Below are 15753 nucleotides of genomic sequence, written 5' to 3'. Positions count from 1 at the left end.
TTAAGACGGAAAATTAGACAATTTTCTCGAAATCGTTACCCTTGCTCTTGAGTTCAGCAAGCCTTGGAGATACCGCTTTTACATCGGTATTTAAATAGTCTTTCTCGATCAGACCATCCCTCATGCGAACAATGCGGTGAGCATGCTGTGCAATGTCTTCTTCGTGCGTAACGAGTATGATGGTATTGCCTTTGCTATGGATCTCTTCCAGAAGCCCCATGATCTCAATGGATGTCTTCGTGTCCAGGTTACCCGTCGGTTCATCGGCCAGAATGATGGAAGGATTATTGATCAAGGCCCTGGCTACGGCAACACGCTGGCGTTGTCCGCCAGAAAGCTCATTTGGCTTGTGCATTACGCGGTTTCCAAGCCCCACGTTTTCCAATGCCTGTCTGGCACGACGCTCGCGGTCGCTTTTACCAACGCCGGCATAGATGAGCGGAAGGGCAACATTATCCAGTGAACTGGATCTTGGCAAAAGGTTGAACGTTTGAAATACAAACCCAATTTCCTGGTTCCGCACTTCCGCAAGCTTATCGTCTGACATCTGGCTCACATTGATCCCGTTCAGTATATATTCACCTTTACTGGGTGTATCCAGACATCCGAGAATGTTCATAAGGGTAGATTTTCCTGAACCTGAAGGTCCCATAAGCGCAACAAACTCACCTTTAAAGATTTCAAGCGAAACGGACTTCAGTGCGTGGATAACCTCCGCCCCGATTACATATTTACGGCCAATGTCTTTAATGGTAATTAACGCTTCGCTCATGATTTTTCTTTTTAGACACCCTGCTGCAGGCCGTTGTTACATCTGTTCCTATTTTTCTATGATTTTGGGGACCATAAAAAAGCTTTCGTTATGCAAGGCAGCGTTCCTAAGCCCTTGCGAAGTGGTTACTTCCTGCTTCACGACGTCTTCCCGCCAGACATTCTCTTCATGATTCATATAAATCAGTGGTTCTACGCCAGTAGTATCCAATTCGTTAAGCTTTTCCATAAAGGTCAGAATCTTGTTCATTTCGCTGATCAGCGTATCGACCTGATGATCTTCTATCTCTATCCTGGCCAGATCGGCGACTTTGTGGATGGTTTGCTTGTCGATATTCATTATTGGAGAAGTTTACTGTTTATGGTTTCAAAAATACGGTCTTTTAGCGTATCTGAATCATCTATGTTCAAATCTTTAGTGGCAACAGGCTTGTGAACATAAATACGGCAAAGGCCAGGCTTGCTTCCAAACCTTGATCCATCGTCCCACATTTTCTGCCAGACGCCGATCAGCGAGACCGGTACAATGGCTACATTCTTCTCAATAGCGAGTCTGAACGGCCCGTTTTTGAAGGGAAGCAGAACGGGTGGATAATGGTCGTCGATCTTTCCCTCAGGAAAGATGATGAGGCTCATCCCTTTATCGAGGTTGTCGCCCACCCTTTTAAACGCCCGGAAAGATGACATTTTGCTGTCGCGGTCGACCGGCACATCGATCGTTTCAAAGAAAATGCGGAGCACTGGATTGTTTAGCAGCTCCTGCTTTCCCATAAAATGAAATCTGCCCCGGGCCAGGATGCACATGATCATAATATCCAGATTTGAGGTATGATTTGCGCAGTAGATATAGGTTTGCCGGTGATTGAGCGGCTCCTCGTATTCGAAGCTGAAAAAGATGCCGGTGAAGACACTGATCATCATGCTATTGATTTTTCGCAACCGGTTTAAGACACCGTAGCCGCGCTCATTTCTGGAAAAGGCATAGTAGAATGGGTAAAATAAGAGCGATAAGGCGACTATGACAAACAGGGTGTAATAGCGATGCGTGTGCCGGAGAATTTTATTCATTAAATCAAAAATATTAAATTCAGTTGCATCTGAATCACTTGCCGGCGTATTTATATTTTTATTATTTTCGGCCCATGAAAGAAACGGTAGTGAGCGGTATCCGGCCGACAGGACAATTACACCTTGGAAATTATTTTGGTGCTGTAACCAATTTTGTGAAGATGCAGTATGATTATAACTGCTACTTTTTCATAGCTGACCTGCATTCGCTCACCACACACCCCACGCCTCAGGACCTGAACGGTTATGTAAAACATGTTCTTGTAGAATATCTTGCTTGCGGTATAGATCCGGAGGAAACGACAATCTATATTCAGTCGGACGTACCAGAGGTGGCTGAACTGTATTTATACCTGAATATGAATGCCTACCTGGGCGAACTGGAAAGAAGTACTTCTTTTAAGGATAAAGTCCGCTCACATCCGGATAACGTTAATGCGGGTCTGCTCACCTATCCTACGTTAATGGCGGCCGACATCCTGATTCATAGGGCAGTGAAAGTTCCGGTGGGCAAGGACCAGGAACAACACCTGGAAATGACCCGGACTTTCGGCAACCGGTTTAACAGGTTATATAAAACGGAGTATTTCCCTGAGGCTTTTGCCTTCAACTATTCAGAGAATCTTGTTAAGGTGCCAGGATTAGATGGCAAGGGAAAGATGAGTAAATCAAGCGGCGATGGCAATTGCATTTATCTTGCCGATAGCCCGGAGGTGATCCGTAAAAAATTGTCGCGCGCAGTAACGGATGGCGGGCCTACCGAAGAAAATCAGGAAAAGCCTGAAGCGATACAGAATCTTTTTGATCTTATGAAGATCGTATCTACGCCAGATACGCTTGCGCATTTTGATGAACTGTATAATAGAATGGCGATTCGCTACGGTGATTTCAAGAAGCAGCTTGCCGAAGACATGATTGTTTTCAATACACCAATACGTGAACGTATCGAGGACCTTTCAAAGGATACCTCTTATTTAAGGCAGGTGGCTAAACACGGTGCTTTGAAAGCCAGGGAAAGTGCGCAGAAGACGATTAGGGATGTGAGAGAACTTATCGGTTTCAAAGCATTTTAACATTTAGCTTAATTTTATTACCTTACTCCTGTTGGCTCACTTCGGTGGTCCGGCGTTTACTAGATCATATATGCATATTGCAATAGTTGGAAATATCGGTGCCGGAAAAACTACGCTTACCGGGCTGCTCGCAAAGCACTATAACTGGGAAGCTTTGTATGAAGTGGTTGATAACAATCCTTATCTGGAAGATTTTTACAGCGATATGAAGCGCTGGAGCTTTAACCTGCAGATCTATTTTTTAAATACCCGGTTCCAGCAGGTTGTGGATATACAGAACTTGAACAGAAATGTTGTTCAGGACCGGACCATTTATGAGGATGCGCATATATTCGCAGACAATCTTCACGACATGGGCCTGATGACTACACGGGACCACCACAATTACAAAGCTATCTTCGAAAATATTACCTCTTTTATTAAGCCTCCTGACCTGCTGGTTTATCTTCGCGCCTCGGTACCAACACTGGTAAATAATATTCAACGCAGGGGCCGGGAGTATGAAACGAGTATACGGTTGGATTATTTATCCAAACTGAACGATAAGTATGAGGCCTGGATAAAGAACTATCAATTAGGTAAGGTGCTTATATTGGATAAAGACAAGCTGGATTTTACGGATAATCCGGAGGATCTGGGCACGATCATACAATCCATCGACGCGGAAATAAACGGAATTTTTAATTAGCTATGAAGATCCTGGGCGTTATACCAGCCAGATATGCATCGACGAGGTTTCCCGGGAAACCGCTGATAGATATTCTGGGTAAAAGTATGATAAGACGGGTATACGAGCAGGCTATCAAAGCCGGAAGTCTGGACGAGGTTGTGGTGGCTACGGACGATGATCGAATTGCTGAAGAGGTGCAGAATTTTGGCGGAAATTACATCATGACCTCTTCTGAGCACGCTACGGGTACAGATCGTTGTGCAGAGGTTGTCGCGGCCCTGCCTCTATACGATGTCGTCATTAATATCCAGGGAGATGAACCCTTTATAGACCCGGCACAGATTGATCTGCTTGCCTCCTGTTTCGACCAGGAACACACAGGTCTAGCCACACTCGTAAAAAAAATCACCTCGGTCGATGAGCTCTTGAACGTTTCTATACCAAAGGTGGTCCTCAATGAAACCGGCGAAGCGCTATATTTCAGCCGGCAAACCATACCCTATCTGAGAGGTGTGGCTCAGGAGAACTGGCTTGAGCATGGAACGTTTTACAAGCATATCGGGCTGTACGGATACAGGTCGGCCACTTTGCTGGAATTAACAAAATTGCCTCCCTCCGCTCTTGAAATTGCGGAGAGCCTGGAGCAGTTGCGGTGGATATCTGCTGGTTATAAGATACAGACCAAGACTACCACAATAGAGACATTGGCTATAGACACACCGGAAGATCTGGAAAAAGCTAAAGAACGACTATGAAATTCCCTGCTAAACCGGCCCTGGCAGTTTTAATCCTGTTTGCAGCATGCCTCTTTGCCTGTACACAGTCGGCCACCCCTGATGAGGCCGGATTCAAAAATGCCGTATTGAAGCCTTTTAGCGATACTTTGCATGCAGACACCTTTAAAGTGCGTATCGTTGGCGATTCGCCAAAGGACATGAAAATCGCTTTTCAGATCTCGGCGCATACCGGCAAGGTGATCTATGCTGTTGATATCAAGGCATCAGATCTCTTCAGCAACTACGACGCAACGATCAATCTGGATAAAAAGAAGAATCAACTTCGTTTTCTTCGAGAGGAAGCTAAGAATTTTCTGCATGATGAAAATTTCATGGAGCCTGCAGTAACCGGGGAAGAAGAGCCTGATGAACATGTGCCAGACAAAGCATTTTTTGAAGAGCTTAGAAAGACCGCATTTAACGGGTTCAGCTATCGCCTGGGCAAAGAGAAGAAAATATACATCGCGTGGTCGGCCAGGGAGCACAAAGTGAAGCCGTATTATGTGTGCTGCGAGTGATCAATATCGAGAAGCAACCAGAACAAAAAAGGATTTTTTTAGAAAAGATGAAAATAAAATTATGATAATAGAATATTTAGTTTTATGTTTATAAACCGAAACGATCTGACAAACAATACCATCCAGACAGATCGCAGGAATTCATAAAAAACTGACTATTCTAACCAAATATATTTTTCAGTGCCCGGAAGGATTTTCCGGGCCTTTTTTTTAAGAAGATTTTTGCCTTCCCGCCCTTCGAATATTAAAAAACATTACATTTAATACCGGAAAGCCGTAACGGGGTCTATGCGTAAAAAGTTAATAGTATTTTTCTTTCTTGCCTTTACAATATTATCCGTTTCGGCACAGCATGCAGATATTACTGGTTTGGTAAGGGATAGCCTAAACAGACGAAACCTGCAGAACTGCTCGGTGCTGCTTTTGAGACATGGAGATTCCGTGATCACGAAAAGTACCGCCACAGATATTAATGGCCGATTTGTTCTGAAGGGCATCAGCAAAGGAAACTATCAGCTCGCAATAACGCACATTTCGATGGGTAACTTTTCGTTGAACCTTGAACTGTCTGACACCAGCAGAATTAATCTGGGCCATATTTACCTCGATCCTAAAGCTAAAATACTAAATGAGGTCGTGATCCGGGCAACCAAAAGAGCGATCAGGCTGAAGGGCGACACGATTATATTTCAGGCCGACAGTTTTGCGGTACGCAGGAACTCCAATGTGCAGTTGCTTCTTCAGAAACTACCCGGCATGTCGGTAAACAAGAACGGAACAATTTCAGCTCAAGGAAAAACCGTCCGAAGTGTTCTCGTCGACGGTGAGGAGTTTTTTGGAGATGATCCGCAATTGGCCACGAAATATCTTAAGGCAGATGCTGTTGAGGAAATAGAGGTGTATGACCGGAAAAGCAAGCAGGCTGAGTTAACAGGAATTGACGATGGCATAAGAAACCGGACGGTGAACATCAAACTGAAGGAAAACTCAAAAAATGGATATCTAAGCTCGGTTGATCTTAACCATGGAACAAATGATTTTCAGGACTATGGCGGAATGGCGGGGGTATTTGGGGAACGCACAAAGGCTGCGGCCTTCGGCACGTATACCAATCTGATCAATGAATCGCGTATATATACCTCTATGCGTAAACTGAAAGGCGAAGATTATGATGTGATTGAGGTAGGCGACGATGGCAGTTCAGTGATGTATGCATACGGCATGGATGATGATGAGGATTATACTCAGCCATCCGGCGGTTTGCCAAACAACCTGAACGTAGGCGGCTATTTCTCCCAGCGCATTAAAGACCGAATGGGAATGAAAGTTAGTCTGAAAGCATTCGACTACGGGAATAAGGACCTGAGAACAACCCTGACCCAGGAGCTGTTGCCGGGCGGAGCGCAATTTACGTCCCTTTCCCGCGATGACGACAGGTCTAAAAGTGCCGGAAAGAGTGTAAGAGGCAATTATACCTATAAACTCGATGCGGGTTCGACATTGAAAGTTGCTTTTGGGGCGCAGCAATCCCGGAATTTTACGGAGGCTGACCGGCTGGATTACACAAAGAATGAAAAAAACGATGTATTCATCAGCCAGAACAATCAAAGCCGGGTCGAGAGCGGCGAAAATGCGACAACCAACGGGAACATCAACTGGTTTAAACGATTTCAGAAGAAAGGTCGCACGCTTTCTATCGATATTCAGCCTGAGCGTCAGGTAAGTAGTGCGGCCGGCACGAGCGTAAACCGCACCTACTATTTCGATGACCAGGGTGGAATGAACCGCTTTGAAGATGTTATCCTGAATAAAGACAATACCAACAAGCGCCTTTCGCTTGGAACGCGATTTAATTATACCGAGCCGCTTACGGAGCAATGGACACTGGAGGCGGGGTATAGTTTCAAGACCATATCCTCTACAAGTTACCGGCTCATCCGAAATAACAGGAACCTTAAGGTTGACTCGCTAAGTAACAATTTTAAGTTTGTCAATTTCTCGAACGTTGGAAAAATGACCATGCAGTACAAGTTCGAAAACTTCTCCATTTCCGGCGGATTGCAGGCTACACAAACCACTTTTGAACTGAAAGATCTGGATGTCCGTAATGAGTTTGACCGCGATTATCTGAACCTCGCGCCCAGTACGAACATCTTTTACAAACTGGACGACAACAGTACAGTTTCCGTAAATTATAACGGTTACATGCAGCAGCCAGGCATAGAGCAAATTCAGCCGGTGAAACAGTTGGACAACCCACTGTATCAGATTGTTGGAAATACTAATCTGAAGCCTTCCTTCACAAATACCTTTGGAGTTTCTTATAACACCTACAGCCCCAGATCAGACCTGTTTGTTTCGGCCTATCTGAATTATGGATTCACCAGAAATGCGATAACCGATACGGAGCTTGTCGACGACTTCAATAAAAGGATATTAAGTTTTACCAACCTTAATGGTATCAACTCGACCTCCGGAAATATCTATTTTTCCAGAAATTTCTCGAAGATTAACCTGCGCCTGGGACTGGATCTTGGTTTCAATACGGCCAACGCAATTACGGTAATAAACTTTACGACAAACAAGACAAGGAACAACCGTTACAATCTGCGTACGCATATCAATTATAATACACCCAGGCTGGACCTGAGTTATTCGCCCTCCGCAAACTTTATGTATGGGAAGTCGTCTATTGGCGGCTTGAACGACGGAAAGAGCCTGTCGCACGAGCATGAGTTTTCCGGAAGTGTTCAGCTGCCCTACCGCATGGAGTTTAACACGACGCTTTCTTTAAATTTCAGGCCGTCGAATGCTTCGTTCGACCGCGCCTTAAACGTGGCGATTTTAAACAGCTATCTGGCGGCAAAACTACTCAGAAATGAATCACTTGAAGTGAGAATTACAGCCACAGATCTGTTAAACCAAAAAATCGGGTACAGCCGCTACGTGGGTGGTAACGTTATAAGCGAGAATACCTTTAGCTATATTCCCCGTTATGCCTTGCTGGGTGTCAACTGGAATTTCAGCGGTAATTTTAGAAGAAGTGCGCCGGGCAGATAAGCAGATTTAAAAAAAATACCCCCCGACTTCGTTTTAATTGCTAACTTTGTATCCCGTACAAAAACAATTAAGGCAGCGTAAATACTGCCTATATCACATTCAAACATGACTAAGTATATTTTTGTTACGGGCGGTGTTACTTCCTCATTAGGTAAGGGCATCATCTCCGCTTCATTAGCTAAATTACTGCAAGCACGAGGCTACAGTGTTACCATTCAAAAGTTCGACCCGTACATTAATATTGATCCGGGAACCCTGAATCCGTATGAACACGGTGAATGCTACGTGACTGAAGACGGAGCGGAAACAGATCTTGACCTTGGTCATTATGAGCGCTTCCTGAATGTGCCTACTTCGCAGGCCAATAACATAACCACGGGTCGTATATACCAGAACGTGATCAGCAAAGAACGTCAGGGAGAGTATCTCGGGAAAACAGTTCAGGTAGTACCTCATATCACCGACGAAATTAAACGCAACATGCGGATACTCGGTGAAAGCGGACAGTACGATATCGTGATCACTGAACTTGGGGGTACGGTGGGCGATATCGAGTCGTTACCTTTTATTGAAGCGGTACGTCAGTTTAAATGGGAAGAAGGCGCCAATAACGCCATTGTGATTCACCTTACCCTTATCCCCTTCCTTGCTGCAGCCGGTGAACTGAAAACGAAACCTACGCAGCACTCTGTAAAAGCACTTCTTGAATATGGTATTCAGCCAGATATCCTGGTATGCCGTACGGAGCATCACATTACGCCAGACATCCGTAAAAAGATCGCCCTGTTCTGTAACGTAAACATCAATGCTGTTATCGAATCTATAGACGCTTCGACGATCTATGATGTGCCTTTGCTGATGATGAAGGAGCAACTGGACAAAACGGTACTGACAAAGCTGAAATTGCCTCAGAAAAATGAGCCGGACATGGAAAGCTGGAAAGATTACCTTGGCCGCTTAAAAAACCCAACTGCTGAGGTTACCATTGGTGTAGTGGGTAAATATGTAGAGTTGCCGGATGCTTATAAATCCATTACAGAATCATTTGTGCACGCCGGGGCAAAGAACGAGTGCAAGGTCCGCGTACAGTATATCCACTCGGAAGAGGTGTATGCCGACAACGCCAAAGAGAAATTAGGGCATTTGGACGGACTGCTTGTTGCACCCGGTTTCGGAAGCCGCGGTATTGAAGGTAAGATAGAAGCCATCCGTTATGTAAGGGAAAACAACGTTCCTTTCTTTGGGATTTGTCTGGGTATGCAATGTTCCGTTATTGAATTCGGCAGAAATGTATTAGGCCTGCAGAACGCAAATACCACCGAGATCGATGAGGAAACAAAATTTCCGGTGATCAATATGATGGAAGAACAGAAGAAAGTTACTTCCAAAGGTGGAACGATGCGACTTGGTTCTTATCCTTGCGACCTGAAAAAAGGCACCAAAGCGTACGCTGCTTATGGTAAGGCTCATATTACCGAACGCCACAGGCACCGCTACGAGTTCAACAATGCCTATCTGAAACAATATGAAGAGGCGGGTATGGTTGCCTCGGGTATAAACCCAGACAGCAAACTTGTGGAAATCGTAGAACTAAAAAACCATCCTTTCTTTGTAGGCGGACAGTTCCATCCCGAATTAAAATCAACTGTAGCGAATCCTCACCCGCTTTTTGTTAAATTTGTCGCCGCTGCGATGGATTTCTCCAAAAAGAGAACTAAATAGTCGCTTTAAATACTCATAATGGATAGAAATACTTTTACAGGATTGTTCCTGATTTTAATTATTCTGGCTGGCTCATTTTATTTTTTCAAGCCGTCGGAAGCAGAAATACAACAAGAGCAGGCGCGTATAGCGGCCGACTCGGCACGTAAAGCTTCGGCCGGGCAGCCTAAGGCGGTCGCCCAAGCCACTACAGCAACAAATACTATTGATTCCGCTGCGCTTGCCGGTCCTTTCGGAGGGAGCATTTCTGGCACCGAACAACAAACAGTTCTGGAAAACGAGAAATTGAAACTGACTTTTACCAACAAGGGCGGTAAAATCCGTTCGGTACAAGTAAAGGGTCAGAAAACTTATAGCGGAAAACCTGTAGTGCTGTTCGACGGGGATGATAACAAATTCGGATTTAAGCTTAACCTTGCAGGTAAAGTCTTTAACACGAATGATCTGTACTTCACCGCAAGTTCTACCAGCAACAGCGTTAGCATGCGCGCCAATTATTCGGGCAACCAGTACCTTGAGTACAATTATACTTTAAAGCCTAACAGCAACAATGTTGAGCTGAGCGTTAATCTTAACGGACTTAATCAGGTAGTCCAGGGTAATGCCCTGTTGCTCAACTGGGAAGCTACTTTGCTGGAGCAGGAAAAGTCAAGCAAGAAAGAGCAGGAACACTCGGCCCCTTACTTTAAATATGTGGAGGAAAACCCGGATCACCTGAGCGTGGCTAAAGACGATAAGCTGGAGTTGAACGAAGGCAAAATTGAGTGGGTTTCCTTCAAACAGCACTTCTTTTCTGCGGTTTTGTTACCCTCTGCACCTTTCGAGAAGGGTGATCTGGAGGTAAAGCTCAGCACAGATTCGGGTAAGGTTAAATGGTATGGTGCAAACCTGCAATTGCCTTTCAACCAACTGGCTTCACAAAGCTACGGCTTTACCTTTTATTTCGGAACCAATAAATTCTCTGTACTTAAGGAACAGGGACATGAAATTGAAAAGCAGGTAGATATGGGCTACTGGCCGTTGAAATACATCAACAGATTTGTGGTATTGCCTGTGTTCAACTTTTTGGAAGGATTCGGATGGAACTACGGATTGATTATCCTGGTACTTACGATCCTGCTTAAAGTGGCTATGTCGCCCCTTACTTATAAATCATACATCTCCATGGCGAAAATGCGTATTCTGAAGCCTGAAATGGATGTGATTAAAGCGAAAGTAGGCGAAGACAATCCGACACTCCTGCAGCAGGAGTATCTAAAGCTGTATAAGCAGGTCGGTGTTAACCCGCTGGGCGGCTGTTTGCCAATGCTCTTGCAGTTGCCTTTCGTTATGGCCTTCTTCTTCTTCTTCCCTAACCTTTTTGAATTAAGAGGCGAAAGCTTCTTATGGATGAAGGACTTGTCGACCTACGATGATTTCATCAAATTTGGCTTCAACATTCCGTTTATCGGCGATCACTTGAGTTTAATGTGTTTGCTGATGACGATCTCCACCCTGATCTATACGTACTTCAACAACCAGATCTCGGGAGCGACAGGTCAGATGAAATATATCGGCTACATCATGCCGCTGGTATTTCTTGGTGTACTGAACAGCTACCCTTCCGGACTGAACTACTACTATTTCCTGGCCAACATGCTCACTTTCCTTCAGCAGTTTATCATCAAGTCGATGGTAGATGACGAAAAGATTCATCGTACGCTTCAGGAGAATAAGGCAAAGCCTGCAGAAAAGAAGAAAAAGTCTAAATTCCAGGCGCGGTTAGACGAATACATGCGCCAACAGCAGCAAGCTCAAGCTCAAAAGAAAAAATAAGCAGCAGAAAATGTAATTTTTCTATGATAATATGCAAAAGGGCACCCGATGAGGTGCCCTTTTTTATTATTTTTAAGCCACCACACTGGGGTAACATAACCAAACACACTATGTACAAGTACCTGAGCCTAACACTTCTGCTGTGTGCAAGCGTATGCTTTGCACAGAAAAAACCACTCGACCATACCGTGTACGACAACTGGGAATCGGTCTCCACCAAAAAGCTGTCTAACGACGGCAATTGGGTTGCCTATGTGATTGCCAGGCAGCAAGGCGATGGCAACCTGTACTTCAAAGGATTGAAAAACAACGCTGACCTGAAAGTGCCGCGCGGTGAAAACGTAGCGTTCAGTGCCGACAACAAATTTGCAGTGTTCCTGATCAAACCTTTATACCAGGACGTCCGCACCGCAAAGATCAAAAAGAAAAAGCCAGAGGAAATGCCAAAGGACTCGCTGGGAATTGTTAACCTGAACAACTTGTCGCTCACCAAAACTGCGATGGTCAAATCGTATAAGCTCGCGGAAGAAGGGAACGCTTGTCTGGCATATCAACTGGAAAGGCAACCAGATACAGCAAAAACAAAACGGGATGACAAAGAAGGCACTGATATGATTTTTAAGAACCTGGGTACCGGAATTGAGCGAAGGTTTACTTATGTGTCCGACTACCGATTTGACAAAAAAGGCGAGCGACTGGTGTTCAGCACCACCGGATCGAAGACCGACAAGGCAGCACCGGCAGGAGTTTCCCTGCTAAACATCCAGAGAGGTACCATTAAGACACTCGTAGCCGTTAAAGGCAACTTTAAAAACTTTGTATTCGATGAAGAGGGCGAAGCCCTTGCTTTCCTGGGAGAGACTGATCCTGAAAAGAAAGAAATCAAAAACTATCGCATCTATTACAGCTCCCCGACTCTGGATACCGCGCAGATCCTGGTAGACCAGGACCTACCCGGTCTGCCCCAAAAATGGGCTGTGAGCGGAGAGGCAAACCTCAGGTTCAGCAAGAACGGAAGGAAACTGTTCTTCGGCATCGCGCCGGTCAGACAACCTAAAGATACGAGCCTGGTCGACTTTGAACACGCTAAGCTGGATATATGGGGTTACAAAGACGACTACCTGCAACCCATGCAACTGAAAAATGCCGATAAGGAGATCAAAAGAAGTTATCTGTCTGTAATGGACGTGTACAGCAGTGATGTGCGTATGATTCCGCTGACCGATCTTAAGCTCCCCGACGCAAGTCTGGTTGATGAAGGGAATGCCGACTATGTACTGGCTTCTACAGATTTCGGCAATCGTATTGCCGCACAGTGGACGGCGAGCAGTCTGCGCGACTACTACATGGTAAATACTAAAACCGGATCCCGGAAAAAGATCATTGAGAGTCTGCACGGCAGAGCGATGCCCTCTCCTTCGGGTAAGTTTGTACTTTATTTCGACAATAGAACCGGCGGCTGGTACACTTATGAAGTTGTCACCGGCAATACCGTCCATTTAAACCGGGATATCATCGTGAAACTGACCGATGAGCAAAATGACGTGCCGGACTTCCCTTCGGCGTACGGGGTAGCAGGCTGGACGGAAGATGACAAGTCTGTACTGGTATACGACAGGTATGATATCTGGGCATGCTCACCCGACGGCAAATCGACCCCAAAAAACCTTACCAATGGTTACGGACGCACTAACGAAATTACCTTCCGGATAGAACAAACCGATCCGGAGCAACGATTCCTGGAATCGCGGGAACGTGTGTTGCTCAAGGCCTTTAACAATCAAACCAAAGAAGCAGGTTTTTACCGGGCAACTCTAGGCACCACCAAGAACCAGGAGCTTATTGTCATGAATAAGGCCAGTTACTCCGGGGTGGAAAAGGCCAAAGAGGCCGAGCGTTATGTGTACGACAAGGCCAGTTACACCAGCTCACCGAACGTGTTTGTGTCGGCCGACCTGAAAACCGAAGAGCGCTTAAGCAATACCAACCCTCAGCAGCAGAATTACAACTGGGGTACTGCCGAACTCGTTAAGTGGAACACACCAAAAGGACTCACTTCTGAGGGTATTTTATATAAACCAGAACATTTCGACCCGGCTAAGAAATACCCGATGATTGTTTACTTCTATGAAAAATTGTCGGACGGCCTGTACAACTATATCGCTCCAGCTCCTACACCATCGCGTCTGAACATCTCGTATTTTGTAAGTAATGGGTATCTTGTTTTCGCACCCGACATCAGTTACGAGACTGGTTACCCGGGTCGCTCGGCCGAAGAGTTTATCAACTCGGGTGTGCGCTCGCTGACTAAAAACAGTTGGGTAGACAGTACGAAGATCGGTATCCAGGGACAGAGCTGGGGTGGTTACCAGGTGGCGCACCTCATTACGCGTACCAATATGTATGCAGCGGCATGGGCCGGTGCGCCGGTGGTTAACATGACCTCTGCTTACGGCGGAATGCGCTGGGAAAGCGGAATGAACCGACAGTTCCAGTATGAAAAAACACAGAGCCGCATTGGCGCCAGTTTGTGGGAAAAGCCCGATCTGTATATCGAGAACTCGCCCTTGTTCTTCCTGTCTAAAGTAAATACCCCTGTGGTGATTATGGCGAACGATGCCGATGGTGCAGTGCCATGGTACCAGGGCATTGAGATGTTTAATGGATTGAGACGTCTCGGAAAACCGGTATGGATGCTCAACTATAATAACGAAGCCCATAACCTGGTACAGCGCCAGAACCGTAAAGACATACAGATCAGGGAACAGCAGTTTTTCGACCACTACCTAAAAGGGGCAAAAGCGCCGGTATGGATGGTTAGCGGTATCCCGGCTACAGAAAAAGGCAGAAACTGGGGTTTCGATCTGACCGACGAAAAGCCCTGAGAATATTTCAGAAAAATGCTACATTGAGCAGCTCAAACTATAGCGAAAAATGGCATTAAGCAGAATATGGTCGGCATTCATCATTGTTGCGATCACTGTGGCAGCAATAAAGTGCTTCTTTCTGGGGCAGACAGAAATATTCAACTGGATGGTAATCGGAAAGGCTGACGACCCGGCCAATCCGCTGAAGCTGGACGGTATCATTGAAACATGCTGGACGGCGGTAAACATCTGCTTAAAGCTGATCGGTATCATGGCGCTGTTTATGGGCTTCATGACTATTGCAGAACGCGCAGGAGGCATCCGGCTGTTGTCACGACTCATCAGCCCCTTCTTTTCCAAACTTTTTCCGGAAGTACCAAAGGGACATCCGGCCACCGGGCACATGGTGATGAACTTTTCGGCGAACCTGCTGGGACTGGACAACGCCGCAACACCATTCGGACTTAAAGCCATGGAAAGTCTTCAGGAACTCAACCCCCGTAAAGACGTTGCTTCCAATGCTCAGATCATGTTTTTATGTCTGCATGCCTCCGGGCTTACCCTCATACCCGTAAGCATCATTGCCGTGAGGGCCTCGCTGAACGCAAGCAACCCAACGGAGATCTTTATCCCCTGCATGATCGCAACATTTGCGGCGACCATGGCAGCCATGCTGATTGTGTCTTTCAAGCAGAAAATAAACTTGCTGCAACCGGCCATACTTGCTTGGGTAGGAAGTATCTCGGCCATTATTGCCGCACTAGTATGGTACCTTGTTGGGCTGCAGACCTCAGAATTGCAGTCCTTTTCAGGGATTTTAAGTAACGGCTTGCTGCTGCTCATCTTCCTGCTCATTGTGCTTGGGGCGGTGTACAAAAAAACTGATGTGTTCAGCGACTTTGTAGACGGTGCAAAGGGCGGCTTCGAAACCGCTATACGCATTATACCTTATCTTGTCGGGATGCTCATTGCCATTAGTATGCTGCGTACCAGCGGCACCTTTGATATGATTATCGGTGGGATGAAACAGCTGTGCAGCATGCTCGGCGCTGACACCCGCTTTATCGATGGAATCCCCACCGCGCTGATCAAGCCCATGAGCGGCAGCGGCGCAAGGGGCATGATGGTAGATACGATGACCACCCATGGGGCAGATTCGTTTGCCGGTCGCCTGTCGAGCATCCTCCAGGGCTCGTCGGACACTACCTTTTACGTGGTAGCCGTTTATTTTGGCGCGGTTAGCATCAAAAATACCCGGTATACCATAGGCGCTATGCTGCTGGCCGACCTAGTGGGCATCTGCACAGCTATCGGCCTCTGCTACCTGTTTTTTGGATAGTCTGCCAGCGAATTAAAAAGTTTCACAATTTTTAATATTAATACTAATTTTATTAGCATCTTTACATCACCAAA

General features: G+C 45.9%; 12 protein-coding genes. 9 read left to right on the top strand and 3 right to left on the bottom strand.

The genetic code is table 11. The annotated features are described in order from the left end of the window. Positions 1–13 precede the first annotated feature (13 nt). Genes J3P40_RS11160 through J3P40_RS11150 form a run of 3 tightly spaced genes read right to left on the bottom strand, consistent with a single transcriptional unit; the run spans position 14 to position 1839 of the window. A complete protein-coding gene (locus J3P40_RS11160) occupies positions 14–772 on the bottom strand; it encodes an ABC transporter ATP-binding protein (RefSeq protein ID WP_256005560.1) in 759 nt (252 codons plus the stop codon). Positions 773–820: 48 nt separating this feature from the next. Next, positions 821–1111, bottom strand: a complete 291-nt coding sequence (gatC, locus tag J3P40_RS11155; RefSeq protein ID WP_256005559.1) for an Asp-tRNA(Asn)/Glu-tRNA(Gln) amidotransferase subunit GatC — start codon at positions 1109–1111, stop codon at positions 821–823. Next, the gene (locus J3P40_RS11150) at positions 1111–1839 is read right to left on the bottom strand and encodes a lysophospholipid acyltransferase family protein (RefSeq protein WP_256005556.1); all 729 of its coding nucleotides are present in this window, start codon (positions 1837–1839) and stop codon (positions 1111–1113) included. Before J3P40_RS11150 ends, gatC begins: the two co-directional genes overlap by 1 nt. 74 nt (positions 1840–1913) lie before the next feature. Between J3P40_RS11150 and trpS the strand changes: the two genes are divergently transcribed. From trpS to J3P40_RS11105, 9 genes are all read left to right on the top strand, one after another. Further along, positions 1914–2912: a tryptophan--tRNA ligase gene (trpS, locus tag J3P40_RS11145; protein ID WP_256005553.1), complete on the top strand. Its 999-nt coding sequence runs from the start codon at positions 1914–1916 to the stop codon at positions 2910–2912. A 70-nt stretch (positions 2913–2982) separates the two neighbouring features. Further along, entirely contained in the window at positions 2983–3600 is a 618-nt protein-coding gene (locus J3P40_RS11140; RefSeq protein WP_256005551.1) for a deoxynucleoside kinase, read from the top strand. A 2-nt stretch (positions 3601–3602) separates the two neighbouring features. Continuing rightward, a complete protein-coding gene (gene kdsB, locus J3P40_RS11135) occupies positions 3603–4337 on the top strand; it encodes a 3-deoxy-manno-octulosonate cytidylyltransferase (RefSeq protein WP_256005549.1) in 735 nt (244 codons plus the stop codon). Continuing rightward, positions 4334–4876, top strand: coding sequence for a hypothetical protein (locus tag J3P40_RS11130; RefSeq protein ID WP_256005547.1), 543 nt, complete (start codon positions 4334–4336; stop codon positions 4874–4876). The genes kdsB and J3P40_RS11130 overlap by 4 nt, the downstream gene beginning before the upstream one ends. A gap of 288 nt (positions 4877–5164) precedes the next feature. Next, positions 5165–7936: an outer membrane beta-barrel protein gene (locus J3P40_RS11125; RefSeq protein WP_256005546.1), complete on the top strand. Its 2772-nt coding sequence runs from the start codon at positions 5165–5167 to the stop codon at positions 7934–7936. A gap of 105 nt (positions 7937–8041) precedes the next feature. Then, positions 8042–9658: a CTP synthase gene (gene pyrG, locus J3P40_RS11120; RefSeq protein ID WP_256005544.1), complete on the top strand. Its 1617-nt coding sequence runs from the start codon at positions 8042–8044 to the stop codon at positions 9656–9658. An 18-nt stretch (positions 9659–9676) separates the two neighbouring features. Further along, positions 9677–11473, top strand: coding sequence for a membrane protein insertase YidC (gene yidC / locus J3P40_RS11115; protein ID WP_256005540.1), 1797 nt, complete (start codon positions 9677–9679; stop codon positions 11471–11473). 110 nt (positions 11474–11583) lie between these two features. After that, positions 11584–14358 (top strand): S9 family peptidase, encoded by a 2775-nt coding sequence (locus J3P40_RS11110; RefSeq protein ID WP_256005537.1) that lies wholly within the window; start codon positions 11584–11586, stop codon positions 14356–14358. Positions 14359–14407: 49 nt separating this feature from the next. After that, positions 14408–15679: a spore maturation protein gene (locus tag J3P40_RS11105; protein WP_256005534.1), complete on the top strand. Its 1272-nt coding sequence runs from the start codon at positions 14408–14410 to the stop codon at positions 15677–15679. Positions 15680–15753: the final 74 nt, after the last annotated feature.

This window comes from Pedobacter deserti (genome assembly GCF_024436415.1).
Taxonomy (GTDB): domain Bacteria; phylum Bacteroidota; class Bacteroidia; order Sphingobacteriales; family Sphingobacteriaceae; genus Pedobacter; species Pedobacter faecalis.
This window is presented reverse-complemented; position numbering and strand designations above follow the sequence as displayed.